This window comes from Kytococcus aerolatus, assembly GCF_900187395.1.
Classification (GTDB): domain Bacteria; phylum Actinomycetota; class Actinomycetes; order Actinomycetales; family Dermatophilaceae; genus Kytococcus; species Kytococcus aerolatus.
Map to the genome: position 1 here is coordinate 164,531 of NZ_FYEZ01000003.1, position 25,295 is coordinate 189,825.

Consider the following 25,295-nt stretch of genomic DNA (forward strand, 5'->3'; position numbering starts at 1 on the left):
GGCCCCGCACCTCCCCCAGCACCGAGGGAGACCACTCAGTCGCGGACCAGCACCACCACCAGCGTGCGGGGCCCGTGGACACCCTCGACCCGCTCCAGCTCGATGTCGCTCGTGGCGCTCGGCCCGCTGATCCAGGTCAGCGGCCGGGCGTCCTGAGGGTCTGGCCGCAGCCGCGCCACCGCCTGCGGCACCCCGGACACCACCTGGTCGGCCCGCACCACGCAGACGTGCACGTCGGGCACCAGGCTCAGCTCGCGACGCCCCTGGTCGGCCCGGTGGTCCAGCACAATGGTGCCGGTCTCGGCCACCCCTACTGCGGCGGCGGTCACCACGCCATCGACCGCATCCAGCGAGCTGGTGGTGGCCTGGTCCTCGGCGTGCACCTCCAGGCCCGCCGCCCGCATGGCCTCCTGCCAAGCAGGGTCGAGCCCGGCGGGCAGCACCACCGAGGTGCACTGCGCCTCACGGAGCTGCTCGACCACGGTCTGGGCCACCTGTTCGGACGCCGCCGTCACCACGGTGGCCCGGTAGTCCTCGACCACCTCGATGAAGCGCTCCAGGACTGCCGCCTCAGCGGCCCCAACCTCCCCGCCAGCACCCACACCCACGGCAGGCTCGCTCGCTGGCATGGTGGCGTGCCCGATGCCGGGCTGCGGCTCTCCGGTGACGTCGGTCAGGGCGCCTCGCAGCCGCCCCAGGATCTCCTCGCGGGCACTCATACCTGGTTCCCTTCGGACTCGTCCCCAGCAGGGCGCTGATGCTCGTTCTCCCACCACTGGCGGAAGGTCTGGCGCGGCGGGGCGGGCAGGTCACGCGCACTCGTCCAGGCACCCAGGCCCGGCACCGAGCGGAACGGGCGCCCACCGCGCAGCGCCCCCACCGTGGAGGACGCCCGCTGGGCAGCCTCCAGCCGGCGGTGGTCGGACATCACCCAGGTGGCGCTGGTCATCATCGCCGCCTCAGCCCGGTGCCCACCGGCCTGGACGGCCCGCTCGCGGCCCTCCACCAGCAGGCTGGGGATGTCGATACGGACCGGGCAGGCGTCGAAGCACGCACCGCACAGGCTAGAGGCGTAGGGCAGCGACTGGTCCACCTCGGACTCCACGCCGCGCAGCAGCGGGTTGAGCACCGCTCCGATGGGGCCGGGATAGACCGAGCCGTAGGCGTGCCCGCCGGTGCGCTCGTACACCGGGCAGACGTTGAGGCAGGCCGAGCAGCGGATGCAGCGCAACGCCTGGCGCCCGTGGGTGTCAGCCAGAGCATGGCTCCGCCCGTTGTCCAGCAGCACCACGTGGACCTCCCGCGGCCCGTCACCCTCGTGGACACCACTCCACACGGTCGTGTACGGGTTCATCCGCTCACCGGTGCTGGAGCGCGGTAGGAGCTGCAGCATCGACTCCAGGTCGTCCCAACGGGGCAGCACCTTCTCGATGCCGACCACCGAGACCAGCGTCTCCGGCAGGGTGAGGCACATCCGGCCGTTGCCCTCGGACTCCACGACAACGAGACTGCCGGTCTCGGCGACCGCGAAGTTGGCGCCCGAGACTGCTACACGAGCCCGCAGGAACTTCTCCCGAAGATGCAAACGGGCGGCCTCGGCGAGGCGGGCCGGGTCCGCAGGCAGGTCATCCGGAGCGGGACGCCCCACCTGACCCATCTCGCGGACGAAGATGTCCCGGATCTCGCTACGGTTGCGGTGGATCGCCGGCACGAGGATGTGACTCGGCAGGTCGCCGCCCAGCTGCACGATGAGCTCGGCGAGATCAGTCTCCCAGGCGTGGATCCCAGCCTCTTCGAGAGCCTCGTTGAGCTCGATCTCCTGGGTGGCCATCGATTTGACCTTGACCACCTCGTCGGTGCCCTTGGCCCGGGCGATGTCCACGACGATGCGGTTGGCCTCCGCGGCATCACGTGCCCAGTGGACGGTCGCACCCTGCTCGGTGAGGCGCTCCTCGAGCTGCTCCAGGTAGTACGGCAGGTGCTTCAGCGCCTCGCTCTTGCAGGCCTCGCCGGCCAGGCGCAGCTGCTCCCACTGGTCCACCTCGCCCACCACGGCCGCCCGCTTGGCGCGGATGGTGTGGGTGGCGTGGTGCAGATTGCGCCGCTGGGTGGTGCGGCCGAGCGCCTCACGGGCCGCCTCGGGGAAGGGTGGCATCCCCAGGAAGGTCGGGGAGGTCTGCTGGGCGGGTCCAGGCGTGGTGGCGGTCATGCCGGCTCCTCCTGCGTCGAGGCGAGCACTTCGGCCAGGTGCAGGGTGCGCACCCCGGAGCGCTGCCGCCCCAGGACACCGCCGATCTGGGCCAGGCACGAGTTGTCCCCGGCCACGACGTACTCCGCAGCGGTGGTGGTGACCTGGCGGGCCTTCTCGACCCCCATCGCCACCGACACGTCGGGGTTCTTCACCGCGAAGGTGCCACCGAAGCCGCAGCACTCCTCTGCCCCCGGCAGCTCCACCAGGTCGATGCCACCGACCGCGCGGAGCAGCTGGAGCGGGCGGCCCCCCACGCGCAGCATCCGCAACGAGTGGCAGGTCGGGTGGTAGGTCACCCGATGCGGGAACCAGGCCCCCACATCGGTGACGCCCAGGACGTCCACGAGGAACTCCGAAAGCTCCAGCACACGAGGGGCCAATTGACCGACCTCGCGCTCCAAACCGGCATCCCCCACAGCACGGGCGATGCCGGCGTGCTGGTGGCGCACCGAGCCCACGCAGGAGCCGGAGGGTGCCACCACGGCGTCGTAGTCGGCGAAGGTATCCACGAACCCGCGGACCACCCCGGCGGCCTGAGGGCCGTACCCGGTGTTCGTGAACATCTGCCCGCAGCAAGTCTGCTCGCGAGGGAACTCCACCTCCACCCCGAGCCGCTCCAGCAGCCGGACGGTGGCGCGGGGAGCCTCGGGCCACATGGTGTCGTTGAAGCAGGTAGCGAAGAGAGCCACCCTGGTCGGTCGACTCGCAGTGGGGATCATGGCATCACACCTTCCAGGACAGTGGCCTGCAGGCCAACGATAAGGCAGACCACGAGCAGCAGTCCGATGCTCCAGGGGAGCACCTTGCGGAGGATCTCGGACTCGCGCCCCGCCAAGCCCACGGCGAGGGCAGCGATGGTGAGGTTCTGCGGACTGATCATCTTGCCGACCACGCCACCGGTGGTGTTGGACGCCACGAGCAGAGCAGGGTCGACATCGATCTCCTGAGCCGCTGTCTGCTGAAGGGTCGCGAACAGGGCGTTGGCGCTGGTGTCCGAACCGGTGACGGCCGTTCCGATCCAGCCCAGAACCGGCGAAAGGAAGGCGAACGCCACACCGGATCCCGCAATCCAGGTGCCGATCGTGAGCGTCTGCCCGGAGAAGTTCATGACGTAGGCCAAGGCGAGCACGGAAGCCACCGTGAGGAAGGCGAAGCGCATCTTCAGCATGGTCTCACCCATGACCTTGCCCAACCCACCGAGCCCGATCCCGTCGACGAAGGCAATGACGACGGCCACCAGCAGCAGCAAGGTCCCCGGCGAGGAGAGCCACGCGAAGCTGTAGACCGTGGCTTCCGAGACGTCACCGCCCACGGTGAGGATCTTGCCGTCCAGCCCGGGCCACCCGAAGGACCGGGTCGTCGAGGCCAGCCAGCGCTTCACCGGGGCCACCAGCTGCGCCACGGCGAACACGGCGATGACCAGCAGGTAGGGGAGCAGGGCCAAGGTGATGCGGCTCGAGGTCAGCGAGCGGGCTCGCTCCTCCAGCTCGGCGACATCGGAGGTGACGGGCGCACCCTCGGCACCGACCTCAGCCACGGAGTCGGTGACACCCCCACGAGCCAGGGCGTCCTTCTCGCGCTCCTGCTCGAGCGAGACCAGAGCCTCCTCGGTCCCCCGGGGCCTCCAGACGCGCAGCAGCAGAACAGCCGCGGCCAGACCAGCCAGCGAGGCGACGATGTCGGTGAGCTCCACGGAGACGAAGGTGGCAGTGGCCCACTGGGCGAGGGCAAAGGTCGCACCGATGACCAGCGCCATCGGCCAGACCTGCCGCACACCGCGGCGACCGTCGGCGATGAAGACCAGCAGCAACGGCACAAAGACTGCCACGAAGGGAGCCTGCAGGCCCACCAAAGCACCGATCTCCTCGTACGGGATGCCAGTGAGCTTGCCTGCGGTGATGATCGGGATGGCGATGGCACCGAAAGCCACCGGGGCGGTGTTGGCCAGCAGCACGATGATCGCGGCGCGCAGCGGCGGGTACCCGAGAGCCACCATCATCACGCCGGTGATCGCCACCGGTGCCCCGAAGCCGGCCAGGGCTTCCAGCAGGCCGCCGAAGCAGAAGGCCACGATCACGGCCTGGATTCGTGGATCGCCGGAGATCAGGTGGAAGGTGGCACGTAGGTCGAGAAAGCGCCCGGAGGCAACGGTCACCTCGTACAGGACGATCGCGGTGAACACGATCCAGGAGATGGGGAACAGACCGAAGGCGGCTCCCTGCGTGGCCGAGAGGGCGGCCAGGTTCAGCGGCATCCCGAAAGCCAGCCAGGCCACGAGGAGGGCGACTCCCACACCAGCCAGACCGGACCAGTGGGCCTTCCAACGCAGAACGGCGAGCGTGACGAAGACGGTCAGCAGAGGGAGCGTCGCCACCAGCGCCGAAGCCGTGAGGCTGTCAGCAACAGGCGCCAGCTCCGGGCGGTGGCTCGCACTGAGCGCCACAACAGGGGCTTGGGTGGGGGACACGGGGGATTCCTTCGGACGGGGCCAGGGCAAGATGGTCCGGACCTCAATGGTCAGACCATGTGACGTGCGTCGCACCGTAGAAACCGGCACCCAGCAGCGTCAAGCGGTCTGACCATTCCGTGACCCACGCGTGACCTCCCACCCCCGGGCCCCCACCCCAGCCAGCGGGGCTCGCCGCACCCTCCCCGCCACCACACCCTGTCGACGGCGACCTGACGGATGATGCGAAGATCCAAGGGTGTCGATCACTCCCCCCACGCCGGACGAGATGGGCCACAGGCGCGGCGCTCCCCCCGCCCGACAGCCCCCCCTCCGAGCCTATGAGGAGGTGCTGGAGTGGATCGAGGGACAGATCCTCGGCGGCGACTTGCCCACCGGCGCCCGCCTTCCAGCAGAACGCGACCTGGCGAGTCAGATCGGCGTGAGCCGCGCCGCCGTCCGAGAAGCCATCCGCACCCTGCAAGCCCAGGGGATCGTGCGGTCTGCGGTCGGCGCCGGAGACACCGGCGGCACGACCATCACTGCGGTCGACGGAGGCGCCTTGAGCCGGATGCTGCGCCTCCACGTGGCCCTGGGGCACTTCCCTTTGCCCCACGTCATCGAGGTCCGCATCACTCTGGAGCAGCTCTCGGCACGTCTGGCCTGCGAGCGCCGTGAAGACTCCCACCTCGAGGAGTTGAACGCCCTCGTCAGGGCGATGGAGAGCTCCCAGGACGACCGGGAGCGGTTCAACGACCTAGACACCCGCTTTCATGTGGCCCTCGCTGCCGCAGCAGGGAACCGACTGGCGACCGGCACCACCGCGGCCCTCCGGGAGTCGATGCGCCTGCCGATCCTGGAACGCTTCCGCCGGACCGACACCTGGCCAGCACTCGTCCCGCAGCTCGTGGAGGACCATCGCGCGATCCTTCAGGCCGTCCGCACCCAAGATGCCGAACGCGCCGCGTCACTGGTGGCCGAGCACATCCGGTCTGCCTGGCGGGTGCTCGACGGCTGAAGCAGACCCCCGCCCCTGCACGGTGGCGCCCGAAGCGGGCACCAGGCGGCCCTCACACATCGAGACGACCCGGTCCAGGAGACCCAGGGAGCGCTCGTCGTGCGTCACCACGAGGGTCGCCATCCGGTGCTCGTGGGCCACCCGCACCAACAGCTCGAACATCGCCCCAGCCCGCGCCGGGTCGAGGGCCGAGGTCGGCTCGTCGACGAGGAGGACCTGCGGGTCGGCCATGAGCGCCCGGGCCACCGCGACACGCTGCTGCTGACCACCGGAGAGCTGGTGGGGGCGCTTCCCGGCCTCCGCGGTGAGGTCCAGCTCAGCGAGCAGCCCGTCGGCCCGCCGCCGGGACCGGGCCAGACCGGATCCCCGCTCACCGCGGAGCCGGGCCACGAGCTCCAGCTGCTCGCGCGTCGTCAGCGCGGCCAGCAGGCGAGCCTGCTGGAAGACCAGCCCCACGCTGCGCGCCCGCAGGGCGTCCCGCGCCGGATCGGACAGGTCGGTGGCCTCCTGCCCCGCGATGCGGACGCGCCCGCCATCGGGGCGGCGCAGGAGCCCGGCCACGGCCAGCACGGTCGACTTGCCCGAGCCGCTCGGCCCGGTGAGGGCGACGGCCTCCCCGGGAGCGACGGCGAGATCCAGCCCGTCGAGCACGCGGCGGCGCTCGGCCCCGTCGGGGAAGGTCACGGTCAGGTCGGAGAGGAGCAGGCTCATCGGGAGGCCTCCAGAGCAGTGGCGGGGTCGAGGGTCAGGACGCGGCGGACGCTCAGGGCCCCGCCCAGGAGGCCAGCCGCCACGAGGAGCAGCCAGGGCACGAGGGTGGTGCCCCAGCCCAGGGCCCAGGGCACGGCGCCGGTGCGCACCACCCACACGCCGAGCCCGGTGGCGGCCAGCGCCCCCAAGCCACCGCCGAGCACGAGGAGGAGCAGCCCCTGGCTGAGGACGTCCGCCACGAGGGTGCGGGGCCGCGCCCCCAGGGCACGCAGCACGGCGAGCTCCCCGGTGCGCTGGACGGTCCAGACGGTGAGGAAGGCGGCGGTCACCACCGCGGAGACCGCGAGGAGCAGCCCCTGCATGAGCCGCAGCGAGCCCTGCTCAGAGGCGTAGGAACCCACCGCCTCGAGCGACTCGTCACGGTTCAGCGCGACGGTGCCGGGTGGCGCCGCGCCGGCCGGATCGGGAAGCACCAGGGCGGTGGCCGCGGCCCCGCCGGCCGCGGGCAGCTCCTGCCACACCTCCAGCGGCACCCACACGGCCGGCAGGTGGTTGAGGTGCAGGTGGGCGTCCTGCCCCGTCACGCCGCGCAGCACGCCGCGCGGCCCCACCTCGGCCGAGCGGGCCAGCGCCGGCGGGGCGAGCGGACCCTCGGGATCGACGCCGAGGACGGCCACCGTCGTCTCGCTGCCACCGGGCGTGGCAGCCACCCGAGCGGTGGCCACCCCGAGCGCCTCCCGCTCGTGCCCGGCCACCTGCTCGGCCCCCAGCTGCGAGCGCCCGAGCTCCGGGGCCTCCTCCGGCGCAGGGGCGGCGAGCACCACCCGCTCGCCCGGCAGGGCGCGCAGGGCGGAGACGCTCTGGTCCCCCAGCCCGCCGGTGAGCCCGGAGAGCGCCACCACCAGCAGGGCCAGGAGTGCCACCACCAGCCCCATCACCGCGAACCGACCCCGCGCGAACCACGCGTCACGCACTCCCACGTACACCTACCGACCTCCTCGTGCCGTCCTCTCGGCCACCGTCCGGCGGCCGCTGCCCCCAGTCCACCGCCGCACCACGCACGGCCACATCGACCGACCGGTCGGCCCCGCCTCCACCGAACGATGGAGGGCAACGCGTCCCCTCACCACGGTCCGCGACCTACCGTGGTGGCGTGGAGAGACTCGCGCGCGCCCTGCCGCACCTGCTGCTCCCGACCCTCCTGGGGCTCGGGGCGTGGCTGGCGCACGCGGCCGGCGAGCTCTCGCCCGCGGCCGTGGCTCTGCTCGCGGCCACGGTGCTGCTGCACCTCGCCGGCCTCGCCCGCCCCCGGTGGCGCGCTGCCACCCCGCTGGACCCCACCCCCGCGGCAGCGGTCTGGCTGGGCGCCGTCTCCCTGGCGTGGTCGGGGCTGGTGCTGCTCACCCCGGCGTTCGTGTGGGCAGCCTTCCCGCTGTTCGTGCTGTGGTGCGTGCACTGCCCGATGCCGGTGGCGGGGCCGGCGCTGGCCCTCACGACCCTGGTGGCGGTCGCCCGCGACCTGCTCGCCCCCGGCGGCGGCTGGGGCGGGGTGCTCGGCCCGGTGCTGGTGGCCGCGGCCTGCGGGGTGGCTGCTTGGACCATGACGCGGGCGCGGCAGGAGTCCGAGGCCAGGGCCCGCCTGGTGGAGGAGCTGGTGGCCACCCGGGAGGAGCTCGCCGCCGCGCACGCCGCCGCCGGGGCGCTCGGGGAGCGGCAGCGCATCGCCCGCGACCTGCACGACACGGTGGTGCAGTCGTTCACCTCGGTGCTGCTGCTGGCCCGCTCGACGCAGGAGGGCGGGGGGCCGAGCGCCGCGCAGGGGGCGCTGCCGCGCATTGAGGAGGTGGCCGCCGCCGGCCTGGCCGACTCCCGGCGGGTGGTGGAGGCCCTGCGTCGCGAGGCGGAGCGGACCCTACCGGTGGCCCTGGCGAGGGTGGCGGCGGCCGTGGCCAGCCCACCCACGGCCTTCACGGTGCGCGGCACCGAACGCGAGCTGCCCACCGCCGTGGAGGTGGCCCTGCTGCGCATCGCACAGGGGGCCCTGGGGAACGTCACCGAGCACGCGCGGGCCACCCGGGCCGAGCTGGTGCTGGAGTTCCTCGCCGACCGGGTGCGCCTGGAGGTGCGCGACGACGGGGTCGGGGGCGCCCGTGCCCTGCCCGCGACCACCGGCAGCGGACGGGGCACCGGTCTGGTGGGTGCCCGGGAGCGGGCCGAGGAGCTGGGTGGGTGGTGCACGCTCGACTCCCCTCCCGGCCGCGGGACCCGGCTGACCGTGGAGCTGCCCGCATGAGCCCGGCGGCCGCCACCGCAGAGGGTGCCGGCGCCGGCACCACCCCGCTGCGCGTCGTGCTCGTGGACGACCACCCGGTGGTGCGGGCGGGGCTGAGCGCGGTGCTCTCGAGCACCGGGGAGATCGCGGTGGTGGCCGAGGCCGGCTCGCACGCCGAGGCACTGGCCCTGCTCACCGGTTCGGGCGGCCCGCTGGCCGGGGCGGCCCCGGACCTGCTCGTGGTGGACCTCCATCTCGGCGAGGGGCCCGACGGAGCCGCCCTGCTGCGGGATCTCGGCGAGCGCGGCGTGACCGTGCCCGTGCTCGTGCTCACCGCCCACGACACCGGGGACGATGTCCTGCGCGCCGTGGAGGCCGGGGCGGTGGGCTACCTGCTCAAGGACGCTCCCCCGGCGGCCCTGCGTGACGGGGTCCGTCAGGCGGCAGCCGGCGAGACGGTGCTGGCCCCCCGCGCCGCGGCGGCCCTGGTGCAGGGGCGGCGCGGCCGCACCCCGGCCCCGGCGCCCCCGCCCCTCACCGGGCGCGAGGTGGACGTGCTGCGGGCCGTCGGTCGCGGGCTCACCAACCGACAGGTGGCCCGGGAGCTCGGCATCCGGGAGGCCACGGTGAAGACGCACCTGGTGCACGCGTACTCCTCGCTGGGCGCGGTGAACCGCACCGACGCCGTGCGCCGGGCCCGGGAGCACGGGCTGCTCGACTGACGCCGGTCGGGACCACAGCGGGCCCAACGCATCGCCGGGCGGCGCAACCCATCACCCGGGCGTGGTATCCCTTGCAATCCGGCGTCAGGTTGTTACGGTCAACACACTCACCCGCCGACTACCCTGAGGCATTCCCATGTTGCAGTCACTGCACGACAAGATGGGCCTGCGGACCTCCCCGACGATCTTCTTCGGGTCGATCCTCTTCGCAGCCGTCTTCATCGCCCTGACCCTGGCCTTCCCCACCACGATGTCCACGACCTTCTCGAAGGGCTCGGGGTGGATCATCGCCAACCTGGGATGGTTCTACATCCTCGGCGTCACGGTCTTCCTCATCTACCTGGTCGTCACCGCCCTGAGCCGCTTCGGGCGTATCCGCCTGTCTCCCCACGACGAACCGCCGGAGCACTCCTTCCTCACCTGGTTCGCCATGCTCTTCGCCGCGGGCATCGGCACCATCCTCATGTTCTGGGGCGTGGCCGAGCCGGTGAACCACTTCGCCAACCCCCCGATGGCCGACGTGGAGGGCAGCAGCGTCGAGGCCGCCCGCGAGGCCATGAGCTTCACGCTCTACCACTTCGGGCTGCACACCTGGACGATCTTCGCGCTGCCCTCGCTGGCCTTCGCGTACTTCATCTACCAGCGCAACCTGCCCCCGCGGGTCTCGTCGCTCTTCCACCCGCTGCTGGGCGACGAGGGCATCCACGGCCCGGTCGGCAAGGCGATCGACATCATCGCCATCGTCGGCACCCTCTTCGGTGTGGCCGTCTCGATCGCCCTGGGCACCCTGCAGATCAACGCGGGCCTGTCGGCCGTCCTGGGCATCGACCAGACCACCTGGAGCATCATCGCGATCCTCGGCGTGGTCACCCTCCTGGCCCTCGGGTCGGTCATCGCCGGGCTGGAGAAGGGCATCAAGGTCCTCTCGAACGCCAACATCCTGGCGGCCGTCGTCCTGATGCTCTTCGTGCTCGTCTCCGGCCCGACCCTGCACCTCCTGCGGGGCACCATCGAGGGGGCGGGACTGTACGCGCAGAACCTGCCCTACCTCGCCTTCTGGAACGACGCCTTCGACGACAACCCCGGCTGGCAGGACGGCTGGACCATCTTCTACTGGGCGTGGACCATCACCTGGTCGCCCTTCGTGGGCATCTTCATCGCCCGCATCTCGCAGGGCCGCACGATCCGCGAGTTCGTCTTCGGTGTGCTCGCCGCCCCGGTGAGCTTCTCGATCATCTGGTACGGGATCTTCGGCTTCGCCTCGTTCGACATCATCCGCAACGGGGAGAACGGCGGGGAGCTCGTGGAGGCCGTCGCCGGGGAGAACGGCGACGCCGCCACGGCCCTGTTCGAGTTCCTCGCGCACTTCCCGCTGACCACCTTCATGTCGGTCTTCTCCATCGTCATCGTGGCGATCTTCTTCGTCACCTCGATGGACTCGGCCTCGCTGGTCATGGACTCGATGGCCCGCGGCCACGACGAGGACGAGCGGGTGCCGGTCTACCAGCGTGCCGTGTGGGCGCTGCTCGTCGGCATCATCGCCGCGGTGCTGCTCACCGCGAGCCCCGACGCCGGCATCACGGCCCTGTCGGAGTTCATCACCATCGTCGGCCTGCCCTTCTTCGTCATGGGCTATCTCATGATGTGGGCCCTCAACCGCGCGATGCGCGAGGACGCCGGCGAGCTGCTGCCGCTGGCCACCAAGCAGTGGCGCAAGGTGCTCCCCCCGGAGGAGGTCGAGCGCCGCCGCGACGAGGGTGACGAGGCGTGGGCGACCACCGAGGTCGAGTACGACCCGCACTACTCCACCTCGGACGGCCAGGTCATCGCCGCCCCGGAGACGGCCGCCTACGAGCGCCACGACCTCATCGAGCCCGACGAGCCGCACCCGGCCGACCAGGTGGTCGGCTCCAGTCGCCTCAACGGTTCGACGGACGGGAAGGACATCTGAGCAGCCCCTCAGATATCGTGGTGGGGTGAACACCCCCACCACGGACCCGCTCCGCCGCTCCCTCCTCAGCACCCCCCTGCTCCTGGCCGGCACCGCCTTGGCCGGGTGCGGGGGGTTGCGCGCTCCCGGGGGCGGTGGAAGCCCTGCGGACGGGGCCGGGTCCGGCGGCACCGGGGGCGGGCCCCCGGGCCTCGTCGTGGCCTCCGCCGAGGAGCTCGGCACCTTCAACCCGGTCGCCGGGTACGGCGACCAGGGAGGCACCCCGATCTACGAGGGCCTCCTGCGCCTCCACAGCACCGACCCGGAGAAGCTGCCCGAGCTGCGCCCCGCCCTGGCCGCCGCCGAACCCACCCCCAACGACGACCTCACCGAGTGGCGGGTCCCGGTCCGCGAAGGGGTGACCTTCCACGACGGCAGCCCCTGCGGCGCCGAGGACGTGGTGGCCACCTACCGGGCCGTCCTGGACCCCGACTCGGCCAGCCCCGTCATCGGCAACTACGAGATGATCGAGTCCGTCGAGGCCGAGGGGGACGAGGTCGTCTTCCGCCTCAGGCACCCCTACGTGGACCTGCCCACCCGCCTCCTCCTGGGCATCGCCCCGAAGAAGCGGCTCACCGGGGGACCGGCCACCGAGTCCAGCCTCAACCGGGAGCCGATCGGCACCGGCCCGATGCGCCTGGCCGAGCTCACCGCCTCGCAGGCCACCCTCGAGCGCCACGAGGAGCACTGGGCGCGGGAGACCGGCACCGTCCCCCGCCTCGTGCTCACCCAGGTGACCGACGAGGCCGCTCGCGCCCAACAGGTCCGCGCCGGGGAGGTCGACGGCACCGTCCTGCCGCCGAAGCTGGCCGTGAAGACCGCCGAGCAGGCCGACGGCGCCGAGCTGGTCCGCGCCCGGACCGCCGACTGGCGCGGCGTGAGCCTCCCACGCGCCTCCGCCCTCGCGCAGGACACCGCCGGCCGGATGGCCCTGAACCTCGCCGTGGACCGGCAGGCCATGGTCGACGCCGTCCTCGGCGGCCAGGGCGTCCCCGCCGCCACCCCCGTCTCCAGCGTCTACGGCGAGGCGCACGAGGAGATCACTTTCGACCATGACCCCGCGGAGGCCCGCCGCCTGCTCGAGGACGCCGGGTGGACCCCGGGCCCCGACGGCGTGCGCACCAAGGACGGCGAGCGCGCGAGCCTCACCGTGGCCCACGACCCGGCCGACACCGTGCGCCGCGACCTGGCCACCGCCTTCGCCGACGACCTGCAGGAGATCGGCGTCGAGGTCACGGTGCGGGCCCTCACCTGGGACGAGATCGAGAAGCAGGTCGACGACCTGGCGATCCTCCTGGGCGGCGGGGACAGCCCGTACAGCATCGACACCCAGCTGCACCCCACCCTGCACAGCCCGGTCGAGGGCGCCGCCTTCTACTACAACCCCGGCGGGTACGGCAGCGCGGAGATGGACCAGCTGCTCGACGACGCCCGGGCCGAGCCCGACGAGGGGCGGCGCGCTGCCCTCTACCGCAAGGTCCAGCAGCTCTACGCCGACGACCCGACCTACGTGGTGCTGGCCTTCGTCGACCACACCTACGTCTCCCGCTCCCACGGCTACGAGACCGGTGAGCTCGTGGTGGAGCCGCACGCCCACGGCGTCGGCTGGGGGCCCTGGTGGAACGTGGGCGCCTGGACGTGAGCCGCGTCCTGCACATGACGCTGCGGCGGGCGGCCTGGGCCGTGCCGCTGGCCCTGCTCGTCTCCCTGCTCGTCTTCGCCCTGGCCGCTGCCAGCCCGCTCGACCCGCTGGCGGCTGTCCTCGGCGACCGCTACCAGCGCCTCACCCCCGAGCAGCGTGCCAGCATCGGCGAGGCCTCCGGTCTGGACGCCCCCTGGTGGCAGGCCTGGTGGTGGTGGATCAGCGCAGCGGTCACCGGGGACCTCGGCTACTCGCGGATGCTGCACCAGCCGGTCACCGAGGTGGTGGCCGAGCGGGTGGGCTGGACCCTGCTGCTCACCGTGCCGGCGATGGTGCTGGCCGTGGCCGTGGGCCTCCTCGGCGGGGTGGCGGCCGGGTTGCGGCCCGGGTCGTGGTGGGGCCGGGCGACCGCCGGGCTGGCGACGATCGTGCAGTCCCTCCCCCCGTACGTCCTGGCGATGGTGGCCATCAGCCTCGTGGCCGTCTCCTGGGGGCTGCTACCCACCGGGGGGCTGGCCCGCCCCGGCGAGGCGGTGAGCACCACGGGGCTGCTGCGGCACGGTCTCCTGCCGACGGTCGTGCTCGCCGCCTCGCAGGCGCCCTGGCTGCTGCTGGCGGCCCGGGAGTCGGTGCTGGAGACCGCGGGCTCCGACGCGGTGCGCGGCGCCCGGGCGCGGGGCCTGAGCCCCCGCACCGTCCGGCGCGGTCACGTCCTGCCCGCCGCCCTCGTGCCGGTGGCGACGCTCGCCGGGATGCGCCTGCCGGAGCTCGTGGTGGGCGCGGTCGTCGTGGAGGAGGTCTTCGCCTGGCCGGGGGTGGGCAAGGCCCTGGTGGACTCCGCCCTGCAGCTCGACTTCCCGCTGCTGGCCGCCCTGACCACCCTGACCACCGTGCTGGTCCTGCTCGGCTCGTGGGCGGCCGATGCGGTGCACCTGGCCCTCGACCCGCGGGTGGAGATCGATGCCTGAGGACACCCAGCCCGTGACGCCCCGCCCGGTCCGGGACCACCGGATGGGCCGGGCGGGCACGCTGCCCACCGGGACCCGCGCACCGCTGGCCGTGCTGGCCGGTCTCGTGCTGCTGGCAGCCCTCCTGCCCCTGCTGCGTCCGGCGGGGGTGGACCTCGGGCAGGCCCTGTCGGCGCCCTCGGCCACGCACTGGCTGGGCACCGACCACACCGGGCGCGACCTGCTCTCCCGCACCGCCGAGGCGCTGCGCGTCTCCCTGACCATCGCCGCGGTCTCCGCGCTGGCCAGCGTCGTGATCGGCGTCCTGGTGGGCACGGCCGCGGCCTCGCTCGGACGGTGGCCCGACGCGCTGCTCATGCGCTCCGGAGACGCCGTGGCCGCCCTGCCCCATCTCGTGCTCGGGCTGGTCGTCGTGGCCCTCTTCCCCGGCTCGATGCTGGCGATCATCGCCTCGATCGCCCTCACCCACTGGCCCACGGTGGCCCGGCTCGTGCGGGCCGAGGCACTGGCCGTACGGCGTTCGGAGTACGTCGACGCCGCCCGCCTCGCCGGCGCCTCCCGGTGGGAGGTCGTCCGGCACCACCTGCTGCCGGCGGCCCTGCCACAGGCCCTGCTGGCGGTGGTCCTGTTCATCCCGCACGCCGTGTTCCACGAGAGCACGCTGAGCTTCCTCGGCGTGGGGCTGCAGCCCTCGAAGGCCTCGCTGGGCACGCTGCTGGCACAGGCCCGCTCCGACCTGCTGCTGGGGGCCTGGTGGACCCTGGCCGCGCCGGCCCTGGCGCTGACGGTCACGACCCTGGCGGTGGGTGCGCTCGGGCGGTCGCTCACCGACCGGATGCGGGCCACCACCGGGGCCGAGGCGGGCGCATGACCCGGCCCGGGGGTGGCACCGGCCCGCAGGTCCCCCGATCCGCCCCGGACCCGGCGGCCGAGGTCCGGGGGCTGGGCGTCCGCATCCCGCTCGGGGGCGGTTCCTTCGTCCACGCCGCCCACGAGGTCTCGCTCGCCCTGCGGCCGGGGCGGGTGCATGCCCTCGTCGGGGAGTCCGGCTGCGGCAAGTCAGTGCTGGCCAGCGCTCTGGTCGGCCTGCTCCCGGCCGGGTCCCGGGTCTCGGGGGCCCTCCACGTGGCCGGCCACGCGCTGACCCCCGACGACGAGGACGCCTGGTTGCACCTGCGCGGCCACCACGTCGGACTGGTGGCCCAGTCGGCCGGCACGCAGCTCACTCCCACCCGGCGGGTGGGGCCGCAGGTGGCCGAGACGCTGCGGGCGGTCTGCCCCGGCGCGCACGGGCTGCGGGGGCGGCGGCTGAAGGAGCTCGTCGCCCACCGGCTCGAGGGGGTCGGGCTGGACGCTGCCGTGACCCGGTCGTACCCGCACGAGCTCTCCGGGGGCATGGCCGCCCGGGTGGGCTACGTGCTGGCCACCGCCGGAGAGCCGGCGGTGCTGCTGGCCGACGAGCCCACCGCCAGCCTGGACGCCGAGAGCCGCGAGGCCGTCCTCGACCTGCTGCGTCGGGCCGCCGACGACGGTGCCGCGGTTCTGCTCATCACGCACGACCTGGCCTCGCTCACCGCCCGGCCGGGGCGGGTGGACGAGCTGTCGGTGATGTACGCCGGGCAGGTGGTCGACCACGGCCCGGCCGAGCAGCTGCTCGCCCCGCCGGAGGACACCGGCGCAGGGCGGCACCCGTACACCCGCGCGCTGGTCGCGGCCCTGCCCCGCCACGGCCTGCACCCGATCCCCGGGGCGCCGCCCTCCCTCGTCGACGCGCTCGAGCCCCCCTCGGTGGAGGAGCGTCTCGCCGGGGACGGCGCCTCCCCCCACCGCGCCCCGTCACCCCACCGCGCCAGACACACTCCACCCGGCTGCAGCGCGGTGGAGCGCACCTCGCGCGACGGGGGGCCGGCCGCCGCCAAGGCCTCCTCGCCCGACGTCTCCCCGGCCGGCACCCCGGCCCTGGAGCTGCGGGGAGTCACGGCAGCCCCCTCCCCGCGCGCGCCGGAGGTCCTGCGCGAGGTGGACCTCACCCTGGCCCCGGGCACCACCACGGCGGTGATCGGGCCGAACGGTGCCGGCAAGTCGACGCTCTGCCGGGTGGCGGCCGGGCTCGTCACGCCCCGGCACGGTGAGCTGCACGTGGCCGGACGACCGGTCCCGCCCGGCGCGACGGCCTCCGGCGTGGCCATGCTCTTCCAGTCACCCCGCCGGTCGGTGAGCCCGCGGATGACCCTGGCCCAGGCCGTCGCCGAGCCGCTGCGCACCGCCGGCCTGCGGGGGGAGGAGCTGCGGCGGGCCGTGCTCGAGGCGGCCGCCGAGGTGGGTCTCACCCCGGACCTGCTGCGCCGTCGACCCGCCGCCGTCTCGGACGGTCAGCTGCAGCGCGCTGCCCTGGCCCGAGCACTCGTGCAGGAGCCGCAGGTGCTCATCGCCGACGAGGCCACCGCCATGCTCGACCCGGCGACGACCGCCTCGGTGGTGGGGATCCTCCGGGAGCGGGCCGCCCGAGGGGCCGCTGTCCTCGTCATCAGCCACGACGCGGAGCTGCTCACGGCCTGGTGCGACGGGCCCGGCGACCGGGTGCTCCCCCTGGCCGACCTCTGAGGTGCCGCCGGCCCACCGTCCCCACCGCAGGCCCACGGTCCTGCAGAGGAATCACGGTTCACGCATGGTGGGACTGGACGGAAACGGTGATCCTGCGGGGGGGGAACGGGGACCCCAGCCGCCGGACCCACCCCGCTCAGGACCTCCCGCTCAGGCGCCCGGCACCCCGTGGGCCACCCGCTCCGCCCGGACCCGGGCCTCGGCGCGCGCCATGACCATCGCCGCCGGGACGGCCACCAGCCCGAGCGTGGCCAGCACCCCGAACCCGCCCGCGATGCCGATGGCCCCGGCCAGCCCGCCGACCACGAGGGAGCCGCTGCCCGTCCCGGCGTCGTAGCCCACGTTCCACACCGTCGAGGCCAGACCGACCCGCCCCGGCCCGATGCGGTCGATCATGAGCACCAGGGTGTCGTTCTGCAGCGCCCCGAAGCCCATGCCCAGCAGCGCGGCACCCAGCACGGCCATCCCGTCCTCCACCAGGAGCGCCGGCAGGCCGAGCGGTGCCTGCCCGGGGTCGGCCATCGCCAGCGCCATGCACGCCATGCCGATCGCGGCCGCCGCCGACATCGGGGCCAGCAGCTGCCCCACACCCCGCCGGTCGGACACGGTCCCGGCCCAGGCCCGGCCCACGACCTGCCCGCCGGAGACCCCCAGCAGGGCCAGCAGGACCACCCGGGCCGAGTCCAGCCCCAGCGAGAGGAAGGTGCCCACCGCACCGAACGCGAGCGAGGACGAGAGGAGCAGGACCGCCGGGGTCACCCAAGGCCGGTCCCGTCCGGCCGCCGCCTCCTCCTCCAGACCGGTCGCCCCCAGACGGACCGGCTCCTCCTGCCGCTCCCGGACCAGGACCGCGGCCGGCAGCACGACGAGCGCCGCCAGCCCGGCGATCCAGAAGACCGCCGGCCAGCCGATCGCCCCGGCCAGGGGCACCCCGGCGGGCAGGGACGGGATCTGCGCGAGCGCGATGGACACCCCGTAGGTCCCCACCGCCCGCCCCCGCAGGTGCCGCGGCGCCAGCGTGGCCGCCAGGGCCGATCCGGAGACCACGAGCAGACCGAAACCCACCCCGCGAACGGCCTGCACGGAGTAGATCGAGGCCACCTCCTGCGCCCACGGCAGAGCCAGGACCGGCGCCCCCATGAGCACCAGGCCGGCCACGAAGGGTCGTACGAAGCCGAACCGGTCCAGCAGCCAGGGCATGACCAGCTGGGAGACTACGCAGGCCCCCATCATGACGCTCGTGGTGCCCCCGACAGCCACCTGCGACAGCCCGGAGCGCTCCGCCCAGGCGGGGACGAGCGGCATGAGCACCGCGAAGTTCACGAAGGCCCCCACCACCGAGACCAGCATGAGCACGAAGGAACGGGTGAAGAGGGCGCCGCGAGACGTCCCGCGCGCGGGGTCCTGAACGGTGGTGGGCATCGAGCGCACTCTACGACCTGTGCGAATCTTGTGTCATGGCCGATGACCGTCACACCGTGTGGGCCCGCCGCTTCGACCTGCTCGGCGACGTCACCCGGCTCCGCCTGCTCGACCGGATGCACCACCACCCGGGGTCCACCGTGGCCGAGCTGGCCGCGGCGGCGGACATCACCCCGGCGACGGCCTCCCAGGCCCTGCGGACGCTGCGCGCCCAGGGCTGGGTGGAGGCCGAGCGCGACGGCCGCCTCATGCGCTACCGCCTCGTCGACGCCACCGCCCACCAGCTCCTGCACGTCATGGGGGCCGACCATCCGGCCGGCCCCCGCCCCGCCTGACCCCGGGCCCCACCGACCCCCGCCGGGGCGGCCCGGGAGACGGGCCGGGCCGCGCTCAGCGCCCGCCGGTGAGCGCGACGGCGTCGACGCCCCAGCCCTCGGGGCCGGCGGACCCAGCGGGGTACTCCTCCATCGGCACCTCGCCGGCGGACCAGACCTCCATGACCTGCTCGATGATCCGCCAGGACTGCACCGCCGTGTCCCCGCGCACCGTGAGCAACGGGTTGCCGTCGAGGATCCCGCCGAGCACCTCTCCATAGGGGAGCATCGCCGGGTCGCCCACCGTGGTCTCCAGGACCTTCGTCTCGATGCGGGTGGGGTCGGTCGCGTTCATCGTCAGGTGCAGCTCCACCGGGCCGGGCTTGAGCGCCACCACGAGCACGTCGGGCCCCTGCTCCCCCTCCAGGCCGACCGGCAGGTGCCGCACGTCCCGGAAGAAGATGCGGACCTCCTTGGCCTTCTCCCCCAGGCCCTTGCCGCTGCGGAGCACCCACGGCACGCCGGACCAGCGGTCGGTGCGCACCTCGAGGGTGAGCTGGGCGAGGGTCTCGGTGTTCCGCGCGGGGTCCACCCCCTCCTCGGCGGTGTAGTCCGGGATCTCCCGCTCCCCGAGGGTGCCGGCGGTGTAGCGGGCACGCCGTGAGGAGGCCGCCGGGTCGTCACCCCACAGGTAGGTGGAGTTGAGGACGTGGGCCTTGAGGTCGCGCAGCTCGTCGGCGTCCACCCGGGCCGGCGGCTCCATGGCCACGATCGCCAGCACCTGCAGCAGGTGGCTCTGCAGCATGTCCTTCAGCGCCCCGGCCTTGTCGTAGTACCCGGCCCGACCCTCCAGGGCGAGGTCCTCGTCGTAGGTGATCTCGACCTTCTCGATGTCCTCGGCGTTCCAGACCTTCTCCAGGATGCGGTTGGAGAAGCGCATGCCGATGAAGTTCAGCAGCATCGCGGCGCCGAGGAAGTGGTCCACCCGGTAGATCTGGTTCTCCGGCACCAGCGAGAGCAGCAGCCGGTTGAGCTCCTCGGCACTCTCCACGCCGTCGCCGAAGGGCTTCTCCAGCGCGAGGCGGGTGCCCTTCGGCAGCTCCACGCCCCGCAGCCGTTCGATGGCGGCCTGAGTGACCGCCGGGGGCAGGGCGAAGTAGAGCACCGCCGACTCGGGCAGCCCGGCCACGAAGTCGGCCAGCTGGGTGCCCTCCAGGAGGTCGACCTGCTCGAAGCGGGCGGCGGCCACCACCCGTTCGGTGGTCTCGGCCGGCACCTCCTCGGCCTCGAAGCGGGAGCGCACCAGCTCGGCCCACTCCTGCCCCATGTCCTCCCGGTCGACACCGATGAGGTCCACCTGCCGGAAGGGCTCCACCTCCAGCAGGGTCGCGACGCCCGGGAGCAGCAGGCGCTGGGTGAGATCACCCGAGGCGCCGAAGATCACCAGGGTGACCGGCTCGGCCGGCTGCATGTCCTCGAGGCTTCCGTCGGAGTGGGTGTGGGGCACGCGCGGCAAACGGCTCATGCCGCCACTGTGCCACGCCTCCTGCGGTCGACCGCCACCCCGAGCGGCTCGGCCCAGCGGGCCGGCACCGGGCCGATCACGGTGGGCAGGACGAGCAGGCGGGGTCACCACGGCGGAGCACCCCTCAGGGCGCGGGCACTCAGCGTCCAGCGTCGCGCCCCGCGTGCTCGGCGGCGGCCCGGACCCGCTCCCGCAGCTCCTTCCGGGTGACCGGACCGATGATCGAGTCCAGCACCACGCCCTCACCGAAGAGCAGGGTGGTGGGCACGGTGCGCACCGCGTAGGCGGCGGAGAGGGTCGGCAGCCGCAGCGTGTCAGCGGTGACGAAGACCGGGCTGGGGGTCGGCACGTCCGAGCCACCCTCCACCCCCGCGGCGCCCCCGGCCCACTCCCGGGCCACGTCGGCCAGCACCGGCTCGAGGGCCGTGCAGCTGCCGCACCAGGAGCCGGTGAAGGTGAGCACCACCAGCCGGCCCGGCGTCATGAGGGCCGCGAGCTCGTCCGGCTCCCGGAGCTCCCGCACGACAGCCGTGCCGGGGGACGCGCGGTCAGGGTCCGCAGGAGTCATGGCGGCAGGCTACCGCCGCTCTCCTCCATGACGGGTCACCGATCCCGGGACCAGCCCCGTCACCAACCCCGTGCGGCCCACTCCCCCAGCTGCGGACGCTCCGCCCCCAGCGTGGTTGGCTCGCCGTGCCCGGGGTGGACGTGCGCGGCGTCGTCGAAGCGGTCGAAGAGGCGCTCGGTGACGTCGGCGAGGAGCTGCTGGAAGTCCTCGGGGGTCTGCGTCTTCCCCACCCCACCGGGGAAGAGCGAGTCCCCGGTGAAGAGGTGCGTCTCCCCGCCGTCCTCCAGGACGAGCGCCACCGAGCCCGGGGTGTGCCCGCGCAGGGCCACGACCTCCAGGGTGATCCCGCCGAGCTCGACCTCCTGCCCGTGCTCCAGCCCCTCTACGGACCCCTCCGGCAGCCCGGCCTGCTCCGCGACGGCCACGGCGTCCCGTGCACCGGCCAGGAGACGGCCCCCGGCGGGCAGCTCGCCGGCCAGCTCGGCCAGGGCGCGGACGTGGTCCCAGTGCCGGTGGGTCGTGATGATCCCCGCCGGCGTCGGCTCGGCGGGACCCGCCGCCTCTCGGAGCAGCACGCGGAGCGCCGGGGCGTCGTCCGCGGCGTCGACGAGCACCTGCCCACCGGTCTCCCGGTGGGTGATGACATAGCAACGGTTGTCCATCTCCGAGACGCTCGCGCGATGGACGGTCACGGTCGGCAGGTCGGCGATCAGCATGCCCCCAGTGTGCCCGGAGCAGACCCGCCTGCGAGAGGCTGGAGCCATGACCAAGATCCTGATCATCGGTGGACACGGCAAGATCGCGCTGCAGGCGGCCCGTCTGCTCGCCGAGCGCGAGGACGAGGTGACCAGCGTCATCCGCAACCCCGAGCACCGGGCCGACGTGGAGGCCACGGGCGCCCGGGCGCTGGTGCTCGACATCGAGCACGCCCAGCACGCCGACCTCGTCCGGGCGATGCGCGGGAAGGACGCCGTCGTGTGGTCCGCCGGCGCGGGAGGCGGCGATCTCGCCCGCACCTACGCCGTGGACCAGGCCGCGGCCATCGCCTCCATGAAGGCCGCCCGCGACGCCGGGGTGCCACGCTACGTGATGGTGAGCTTCCTGGGCGCCGCCCTCGACCACCCGCTGCCCTACGACGAGGGCTTCTTCCACTACGCCCAGGCCAAGGCGGTGGCCGATGCGCACCTGCGCGGCAGCTCGCTGGCCTGGACGATCCTCATGCCCGGCCTCCTCACCGAGGACCCCGGGACGGGCCGGGTGAGCACCACCCCGGATCCCGCGGAGGAGACCGCCCACATCCCCCGGGCGGACGTCGCCGCGGTCATCACGCACGTCCTCGGGGAGGGCATGCGTGCCTCGCTGCGGCGGATGATCCCCCTCACCACCGGCCCGACACCGATCAGCGAGGCGATCGGCTGAGTGGAGCCCCCGACAGGGATCGAACCCGCGACCTGCTGTTTACAAGACAGCTGCTCTACCAACTGAGCTACGGAGGCAATGCCGCCACAGTGTAGAGGCGGCCTCGCCCCTCCCGGTCACGGGCAACGGACAGGGCCCCGACACCAGACGGTGTCGGGGCCCTGTGCGTTCAGGCAGTCGCTCAGGCGGCGGTGCCGAAGGTGTGCCAGAAGTAGCCGCGGTCGGTCTTGACCCAGCCGGACAGGAGCTTCACACCGGTGACGGTGGAACCGGTCTGGTACATGCCGATCACGGAGTGATCCATGCCCGCACCGGAACGGACGTTCACGCCACGGTCGATGGTCCAGGTGGTCTCCTCGGGCTCCGGCAGCTCCTCGGTGGTGCCGAAGGTGTGCCAGAAGTAGGTGCCGTCGGTGGTCTTCACCCAGCCGGACGGGAGCTTGACGCCCTCGACCTCGGTACCGGCCGCGTGCTGGCCGAGGACCTCGTGGCTCATGCCGGCACCCGCACGGATGTTCACGCCCTGGGTGATGGTCCAGGTCTCGGTCTCCGGGGCGGGCTCGGGCTTCGGCTCCGGCTTGGGGGCCGGGGCCGGCTCGGGCTTGGGGGCCGGGGCCGGCTCGGGCTTCGGCTCGGGCTTGGGGGCCGGGGCCGGCTCGGGCTTCGGCTCGGGCTTGGGGGCCGGGGCCGGCTCGGGCTTCGGCTCCGGCTTGGGGGCCGGGGCGGGCTCAGGCTTCGGCTCGGGCTTGGGGGCCGGGGCCGGCTTCGGGGCCGGAGCGGCGTCACCCGGCATGGCGTTGCGGTCGGCACCGCCGTTGTCCATGGTCAGACCGGCCTTGAGGGAGCACACGGGCCAGGCGCCCGGGCCCTGCATCGCCAGGAGGCGGCGAGCAGCGGCGATCTGCTCCTCCTTGGTCGCGAGGTCGGCACGCGGGGCGAAGGCGAGGCCACCCACACCGGCCCACGAGACCTGGTGGAACTGGACACCACCGTAGTAGCCGTTACCGGTGTTGATGCTCCAGTTGCCGTTGGACTCGCACTGGGCCACGCGGTCCCACACGGTGGGGTCGTAGGCGGCATTGGCGGGGGCCGCAGCGGCGAGGACGGCACCCGTGGCGCCGAAGGCGGCAGGGATGCGCAGAGCGGTGTTCTTGGACATGAGGGGGTTTCCTTCCTGACGGTTCCGCCGGTGGGGTGAGCTGTCGGGTTCGGAGCGTCAGGTGCCCCGGCCGCTGGAGGCGGCTTCACCCCGAGCCGTTCCGAGGAACGGCAGAAGTGGTTTCCCCACGGTCACCAGTGCCCGGATTCTCCGGCGAGGCGCTCCCGAGGTGACCTTGGGCGGCAGGTGCGCGCAACTGATGTGCTGAGCACGGACCGTGACCCTGCGGGCCACCGTCTCGTGCGTTCGCGATCTTCGATTGTGTGGAGGGACTGCTGTGGCGGATGACCGCCGACGGTTGCGCGGAGCAACCAGTGCGTCACTGTAGCCACGATGGGGGACGCGACACAAAAGAACCTGTGGACGGCGATCCCCGCCCCGAGAGCTCAGGCCAGGGGCCAGAGGACGTCCGGGAAATCGCGCTGCAGCTGGGAGAAGAGCAGTGCCGCGGCCACGGCCAGGTTGAGGAGGACGAGCACCGGACCGGCCCACGATGTGCGCAAGGACACAGACAGGGAGAGGTGCGTCCCCCGGCGCAGCCCCGCACAGTCGATGCCGATCCACAGCGCGACCAGGAGGACCAGGGCCCCCGCACCGAGGGCCAGGGCGCTGTCCACGCCCCCTCCGTCGCCGCGCGCCTGCAGCAGGAGGTCCTGCCCCAGCACGAGGTTCACCCCCACGACCGTGGCCGCACCGAGGACGACCGGCGCGATCCACCCCAGGACGGCACGCAGCACGGCGGTGAGCAGGTGCCACGGGGAGAGCAGCCCGATCCGCCACCCGTCCCCGCGGCGCCGCCCCCAGGACTGCAGCCGGCGCAGGTGGGCGAGCGCCGCATGGTCCACCCAGCGAGCCAGGATGCTCCACCCCGCAGCCACGAGGAGCACCCCCAGCGGAGCCCAGGTGGCCGCCACCACGAGGAGCAGCACGCCCGAGGCCACCACCCAGGGGTGGCGGCGCAGCCGGGTCCGCGGGTCGTAGGGGTGCAGCCGCAGGGAGGCCGCGTGCTCCCGCGCCGCCCGGCGGGCAGCCCGCTCGTCCCGCGCCGAGGGTGGCGGCGGGCCGACGTGCTGCCGGGGCACGGGGCCGTGCGGTCCGGTCGGTGCCGACGGCCGCGGGGGGCCCGGGGGCTGGGCGGGGACCGCCGGGCGGTACTCCCGACGCTCCGGGGGGATGTCTCGCGTCGACGGTTCCTCCGGGGGGCGCAGGGTGCCGGCCGGGTTCTCCCGGTGCTGCGGGGGCGGGGTGAGCAGCCCCGCCTCCACCGGCGGGGCCTCCCCCTGGGAGAGGGCCCGGCGGGAGATCCGGCGCGTGCTGTCCCGGCGGACGGGCTGGGTCGCCTCCGCCACCGGCACCGTCGCGTCACCGGGGGCGGAGCCCCGCACGGGCAGCGGGCGCGTGGCCTCCGGGAGCGCGGCCGTCCGGCGACGCTCCGGCTCCGGGAGGTCCCCGCCGCCCTGCGCCGCGACCTCCCGGACCACGGCCGCAGCCGGCCGGGCGGAGGGCTCCACGGCGAGGCAGGCCTCCACCAGCGGCTGCCAGCGCTCCGGCACGGCGCGCAGGTCGTGCTGCCCCTGGCGGATGCGCATGAGCACCACCTCGCTGGCCCCGCCCCCGTAGGGGTTGCGCCCCGTCGCCGCGTAGGCCGTGACGGCCCCCAGCCCCCACCAGTCGGTGGCCCGGGTCGGCTGACCGCCCTCGATGAGCTCCGGCGCGAGATAGCCCGGGGTCCCCATCACCAAGCCGGTGGCCGTGAGTCGCGACTCGTCCCCGATGTGGGCGATGCCGAAGTCGATGATCACCGGCCCGAGCTCCGGGTCGACCATGACATTCCCCGGCTTGAGGTCACGGTGGACCACCCCGGTGGCGTGGATCGCCTCCAGCGCCTCCCCGGCCCCGGCCACGAAGCGGTCGAGCTCCTCGCCCCGCAGCGGGCCGTGGGTGGCCACGTGGTCGTCCAGCGGCATCCCGGGCACGAACTCGGTGACGATGTACGGGTGCGGGCCCTCGATGTCGGCATCGAGGAAGCTCGCGACGTGCGGGTGACGCACCCGACCCAGGGTGTCGACCTCGCGCTCCAGCCGCTCCCGGGAGCTCCGGTCCAGGGCGATGTGGGGGTGCAGCACCTTGACCGCCACGACCCGCCCCGACTCGTCCTGCGCCCGGTAGACCGCCCCCATGCCGCCGTGGCCCAGCCGTTGCCCCAACCGGTACGGGCCCACCTGCGTCAACTCCATGCCGCAGAGCCTAGGCGGCCGGGGCCC

Annotated in this window: 22 protein-coding genes, 1 tRNA gene and 1 riboswitch; of the genes, 10 read left to right on the forward strand and 13 right to left on the reverse strand. The window is 73.6% G+C overall.

The window, feature by feature from the left end; translation table 11 throughout:
* Positions 1-35 precede the first annotated feature (35 nt).
* The 4 genes from CFT82_RS10085 to CFT82_RS10100 are packed head-to-tail and all read right to left on the reverse strand — an operon-like array spanning position 36 to position 4,628.
* Positions 36-719, reverse strand: coding sequence for a LutC/YkgG family protein (locus tag CFT82_RS10085; RefSeq protein ID WP_088818999.1), 684 nt, complete (start codon positions 717-719; stop codon positions 36-38).
* Complete coding sequence (locus CFT82_RS10090; protein WP_088819000.1) at positions 716-2,209, reverse strand: lactate utilization protein B; 1,494 nt, start codon at positions 2,207-2,209, stop codon at positions 716-718. Before CFT82_RS10090 ends, CFT82_RS10085 begins: the two co-directional genes overlap by 4 nt.
* Positions 2,206-2,970, reverse strand: a complete 765-nt coding sequence (locus tag CFT82_RS10095; protein ID WP_088819001.1) for a (Fe-S)-binding protein — start codon at positions 2,968-2,970, stop codon at positions 2,206-2,208. The genes CFT82_RS10090 and CFT82_RS10095 overlap by 4 nt, the downstream gene beginning before the upstream one ends.
* Entirely contained in the window at positions 2,967-4,628 is a 1,662-nt protein-coding gene (locus CFT82_RS10100) for an L-lactate permease (RefSeq protein WP_234994449.1), read from the reverse strand. Before CFT82_RS10100 ends, CFT82_RS10095 begins: the two co-directional genes overlap by 4 nt.
* Before the next feature lie 418 nt (positions 4,629-5,046).
* On the opposite strand from CFT82_RS10100, the gene CFT82_RS10105 reads away from it, so the two are divergent.
* On the forward strand, positions 5,047-5,715 hold the full coding sequence (locus CFT82_RS10105; protein ID WP_234994400.1) for a FadR/GntR family transcriptional regulator: 669 nt from the start codon (positions 5,047-5,049) through the stop codon (positions 5,713-5,715).
* On the opposite strand, the gene CFT82_RS10110 is transcribed toward CFT82_RS10105, so the two are convergent.
* Together CFT82_RS10110 and CFT82_RS10115 are read right to left on the reverse strand one after the other, a co-directional pair.
* Positions 5,665-6,426, reverse strand: coding sequence for an ABC transporter ATP-binding protein (locus CFT82_RS10110; protein ID WP_088819003.1), 762 nt, complete (start codon positions 6,424-6,426; stop codon positions 5,665-5,667). The two genes, CFT82_RS10105 and CFT82_RS10110, sit on opposite strands and share 51 nt — an antisense overlap.
* Positions 6,423-7,412 carry an FtsX-like permease family protein gene (locus CFT82_RS10115; RefSeq protein ID WP_088819004.1) on the reverse strand — a complete coding sequence of 330 codons (990 nt, stop codon included), beginning with the start codon at positions 7,410-7,412 and terminating at the stop codon, positions 6,423-6,425. The genes CFT82_RS10110 and CFT82_RS10115 overlap by 4 nt, the downstream gene beginning before the upstream one ends.
* A 167-nt stretch (positions 7,413-7,579) precedes the next feature.
* Between CFT82_RS10115 and CFT82_RS10120 the strand changes: the two genes are divergently transcribed.
* From CFT82_RS10120 to CFT82_RS12140, 7 genes are all read left to right on the forward strand, one after another.
* Positions 7,580-8,719, forward strand: coding sequence for a sensor histidine kinase (locus CFT82_RS10120; RefSeq protein ID WP_088819005.1), 1,140 nt, complete (start codon positions 7,580-7,582; stop codon positions 8,717-8,719).
* Positions 8,716-9,420 (forward strand): response regulator, encoded by a 705-nt coding sequence (locus tag CFT82_RS10125; RefSeq protein WP_088819006.1) that lies wholly within the window; start codon positions 8,716-8,718, stop codon positions 9,418-9,420. Before CFT82_RS10120 ends, CFT82_RS10125 begins: the two co-directional genes overlap by 4 nt.
* A 136-nt stretch (positions 9,421-9,556) precedes the next feature.
* Positions 9,557-11,371 (forward strand): BCCT family transporter, encoded by a 1,815-nt coding sequence (locus tag CFT82_RS10130; protein ID WP_088819007.1) that lies wholly within the window; start codon positions 9,557-9,559, stop codon positions 11,369-11,371.
* A gap of 25 nt (positions 11,372-11,396) precedes the next feature.
* A complete protein-coding gene (locus CFT82_RS10135; RefSeq protein WP_088819008.1) occupies positions 11,397-13,052 on the forward strand; it encodes an ABC transporter substrate-binding protein in 1,656 nt (551 codons plus the stop codon).
* A complete protein-coding gene (locus tag CFT82_RS10140; protein WP_234994401.1) occupies positions 13,028-14,020 on the forward strand; it encodes an ABC transporter permease in 993 nt (330 codons plus the stop codon). Before CFT82_RS10135 ends, CFT82_RS10140 begins: the two co-directional genes overlap by 25 nt.
* Positions 14,013-14,891 carry an ABC transporter permease gene (locus CFT82_RS10145; RefSeq protein ID WP_234994402.1) on the forward strand — a complete coding sequence of 293 codons (879 nt, stop codon included), beginning with the start codon at positions 14,013-14,015 and terminating at the stop codon, positions 14,889-14,891. Before CFT82_RS10140 ends, CFT82_RS10145 begins: the two co-directional genes overlap by 8 nt.
* A complete protein-coding gene (locus CFT82_RS12140) occupies positions 14,888-16,624 on the forward strand; it encodes an ABC transporter ATP-binding protein (RefSeq protein ID WP_088819009.1) in 1,737 nt (578 codons plus the stop codon). The genes CFT82_RS10145 and CFT82_RS12140 overlap by 4 nt, the downstream gene beginning before the upstream one ends.
* A 150-nt stretch (positions 16,625-16,774) precedes the next feature.
* On the opposite strand, the gene CFT82_RS10155 is transcribed toward CFT82_RS12140, so the two are convergent.
* Positions 16,775-18,046, reverse strand: coding sequence for an MFS transporter (locus tag CFT82_RS10155; RefSeq protein ID WP_143469610.1), 1,272 nt, complete (start codon positions 18,044-18,046; stop codon positions 16,775-16,777).
* 35 nt (positions 18,047-18,081) lie between these two features.
* Here CFT82_RS10155 and CFT82_RS10160 point away from each other — a divergent pair, with 35 nt between their 5' ends.
* Positions 18,082-18,381: an ArsR/SmtB family transcription factor gene (locus CFT82_RS10160; RefSeq protein ID WP_088819011.1), complete on the forward strand. Its 300-nt coding sequence runs from the start codon at positions 18,082-18,084 to the stop codon at positions 18,379-18,381.
* Between the two features lie 55 nt (positions 18,382-18,436).
* Here the strand turns inward: CFT82_RS10160 and CFT82_RS10165 are convergent, their stop codons facing one another.
* The 3 genes from CFT82_RS10165 to CFT82_RS10175 all read right to left on the reverse strand — a co-directional run bounded on the left by CFT82_RS10165 (position 18,437) and on the right by CFT82_RS10175 (position 21,169).
* A complete protein-coding gene (locus CFT82_RS10165; RefSeq protein WP_234994403.1) occupies positions 18,437-19,885 on the reverse strand; it encodes a glucose-6-phosphate dehydrogenase in 1,449 nt (482 codons plus the stop codon).
* Between the two features lie 139 nt (positions 19,886-20,024).
* A complete protein-coding gene (locus CFT82_RS10170) occupies positions 20,025-20,453 on the reverse strand; it encodes a thioredoxin family protein (protein ID WP_088819012.1) in 429 nt (142 codons plus the stop codon).
* A 59-nt stretch (positions 20,454-20,512) separates the two neighbouring features.
* Positions 20,513-21,169 carry an MBL fold metallo-hydrolase gene (locus CFT82_RS10175; protein ID WP_088819013.1) on the reverse strand — a complete coding sequence of 219 codons (657 nt, stop codon included), beginning with the start codon at positions 21,167-21,169 and terminating at the stop codon, positions 20,513-20,515.
* Positions 21,170-21,215: 46 nt separating this feature from the next.
* On the opposite strand from CFT82_RS10175, the gene CFT82_RS10180 reads away from it, so the two are divergent.
* Positions 21,216-21,872 carry an SDR family oxidoreductase gene (locus tag CFT82_RS10180; RefSeq protein WP_088819014.1) on the forward strand — a complete coding sequence of 219 codons (657 nt, stop codon included), beginning with the start codon at positions 21,216-21,218 and terminating at the stop codon, positions 21,870-21,872.
* A 1-nt stretch (position 21,873) separates the two neighbouring features.
* Here the strand turns inward: CFT82_RS10180 and CFT82_RS10185 are convergent.
* From CFT82_RS10185 to CFT82_RS12235, 3 genes are all read right to left on the reverse strand, one after another.
* Positions 21,874-21,949, reverse strand: a tRNA-Thr gene (locus CFT82_RS10185).
* 104 nt (positions 21,950-22,053) lie between these two features.
* Positions 22,054-23,031, reverse strand: coding sequence for a transglycosylase family protein (locus CFT82_RS10190; protein WP_088819015.1), 978 nt, complete (start codon positions 23,029-23,031; stop codon positions 22,054-22,056).
* A 10-nt stretch (positions 23,032-23,041) separates the two neighbouring features.
* A riboswitch (cyclic di-AMP (ydaO/yuaA leader) is annotated at positions 23,042-23,197 on the reverse strand.
* A 220-nt stretch (positions 23,198-23,417) separates the two neighbouring features.
* Positions 23,418-25,268, reverse strand: coding sequence for a serine/threonine-protein kinase (locus CFT82_RS12235; protein WP_088819016.1), 1,851 nt, complete (start codon positions 25,266-25,268; stop codon positions 23,418-23,420).
* Between the last annotated feature and the right edge of the window lie 27 nt (positions 25,269-25,295).

Excerpts from the sequence above, each read along its gene's own strand:
- CFT82_RS10090 (WP_088819000.1), bottom strand. The coding sequence starts at position 2,209 with ATGACCGCCACCACGCCTGGACCCGCCCAGCAGACCTCCCCGACCTTC.
- CFT82_RS10190 (WP_088819015.1), bottom strand. The coding sequence starts at position 23,031 with ATGTCCAAGAACACCGCTCTGCGCATCCCTGCCGCCTTCGGCGCCACG.
- CFT82_RS10085 (WP_088818999.1), bottom strand. The coding sequence starts at position 719 with ATGAGTGCCCGCGAGGAGATCCTGGGGCGGCTGCGAGGCGCCCTGACC.
- CFT82_RS10160 (WP_088819011.1), top strand. The coding sequence starts at position 18,082 with ATGGCCGATGACCGTCACACCGTGTGGGCCCGCCGCTTCGACCTGCTC.
- CFT82_RS10165 (WP_234994403.1), bottom strand. The coding sequence starts at position 19,885 with ATGAGCCGTTTGCCGCGCGTGCCCCACACCCACTCCGACGGAAGCCTC.
- CFT82_RS10175 (WP_088819013.1), bottom strand. The coding sequence starts at position 21,169 with ATGCTGATCGCCGACCTGCCGACCGTGACCGTCCATCGCGCGAGCGTC.
- CFT82_RS10155 (WP_143469610.1), bottom strand. The coding sequence starts at position 18,046 with ATGCCCACCACCGTTCAGGACCCCGCGCGCGGGACGTCTCGCGGCGCC.
- CFT82_RS12235 (WP_088819016.1), bottom strand. The coding sequence starts at position 25,268 with ATGGAGTTGACGCAGGTGGGCCCGTACCGGTTGGGGCAACGGCTGGGC.
- CFT82_RS12140 (WP_088819009.1), top strand. The coding sequence starts at position 14,888 with ATGACCCGGCCCGGGGGTGGCACCGGCCCGCAGGTCCCCCGATCCGCC.
- CFT82_RS10180 (WP_088819014.1), top strand. The coding sequence starts at position 21,216 with ATGACCAAGATCCTGATCATCGGTGGACACGGCAAGATCGCGCTGCAG.
- CFT82_RS10170 (WP_088819012.1), bottom strand. The coding sequence starts at position 20,453 with ATGACTCCTGCGGACCCTGACCGCGCGTCCCCCGGCACGGCTGTCGTG.
- CFT82_RS10130 (WP_088819007.1), top strand. The coding sequence starts at position 9,557 with ATGTTGCAGTCACTGCACGACAAGATGGGCCTGCGGACCTCCCCGACG.
- CFT82_RS10095 (WP_088819001.1), bottom strand. The coding sequence starts at position 2,970 with ATGATCCCCACTGCGAGTCGACCGACCAGGGTGGCTCTCTTCGCTACC.
- CFT82_RS10145 (WP_234994402.1), top strand. The coding sequence starts at position 14,013 with ATGCCTGAGGACACCCAGCCCGTGACGCCCCGCCCGGTCCGGGACCAC.
- CFT82_RS10110 (WP_088819003.1), bottom strand. The coding sequence starts at position 6,426 with ATGAGCCTGCTCCTCTCCGACCTGACCGTGACCTTCCCCGACGGGGCC.
- CFT82_RS10125 (WP_088819006.1), top strand. The coding sequence starts at position 8,716 with ATGAGCCCGGCGGCCGCCACCGCAGAGGGTGCCGGCGCCGGCACCACC.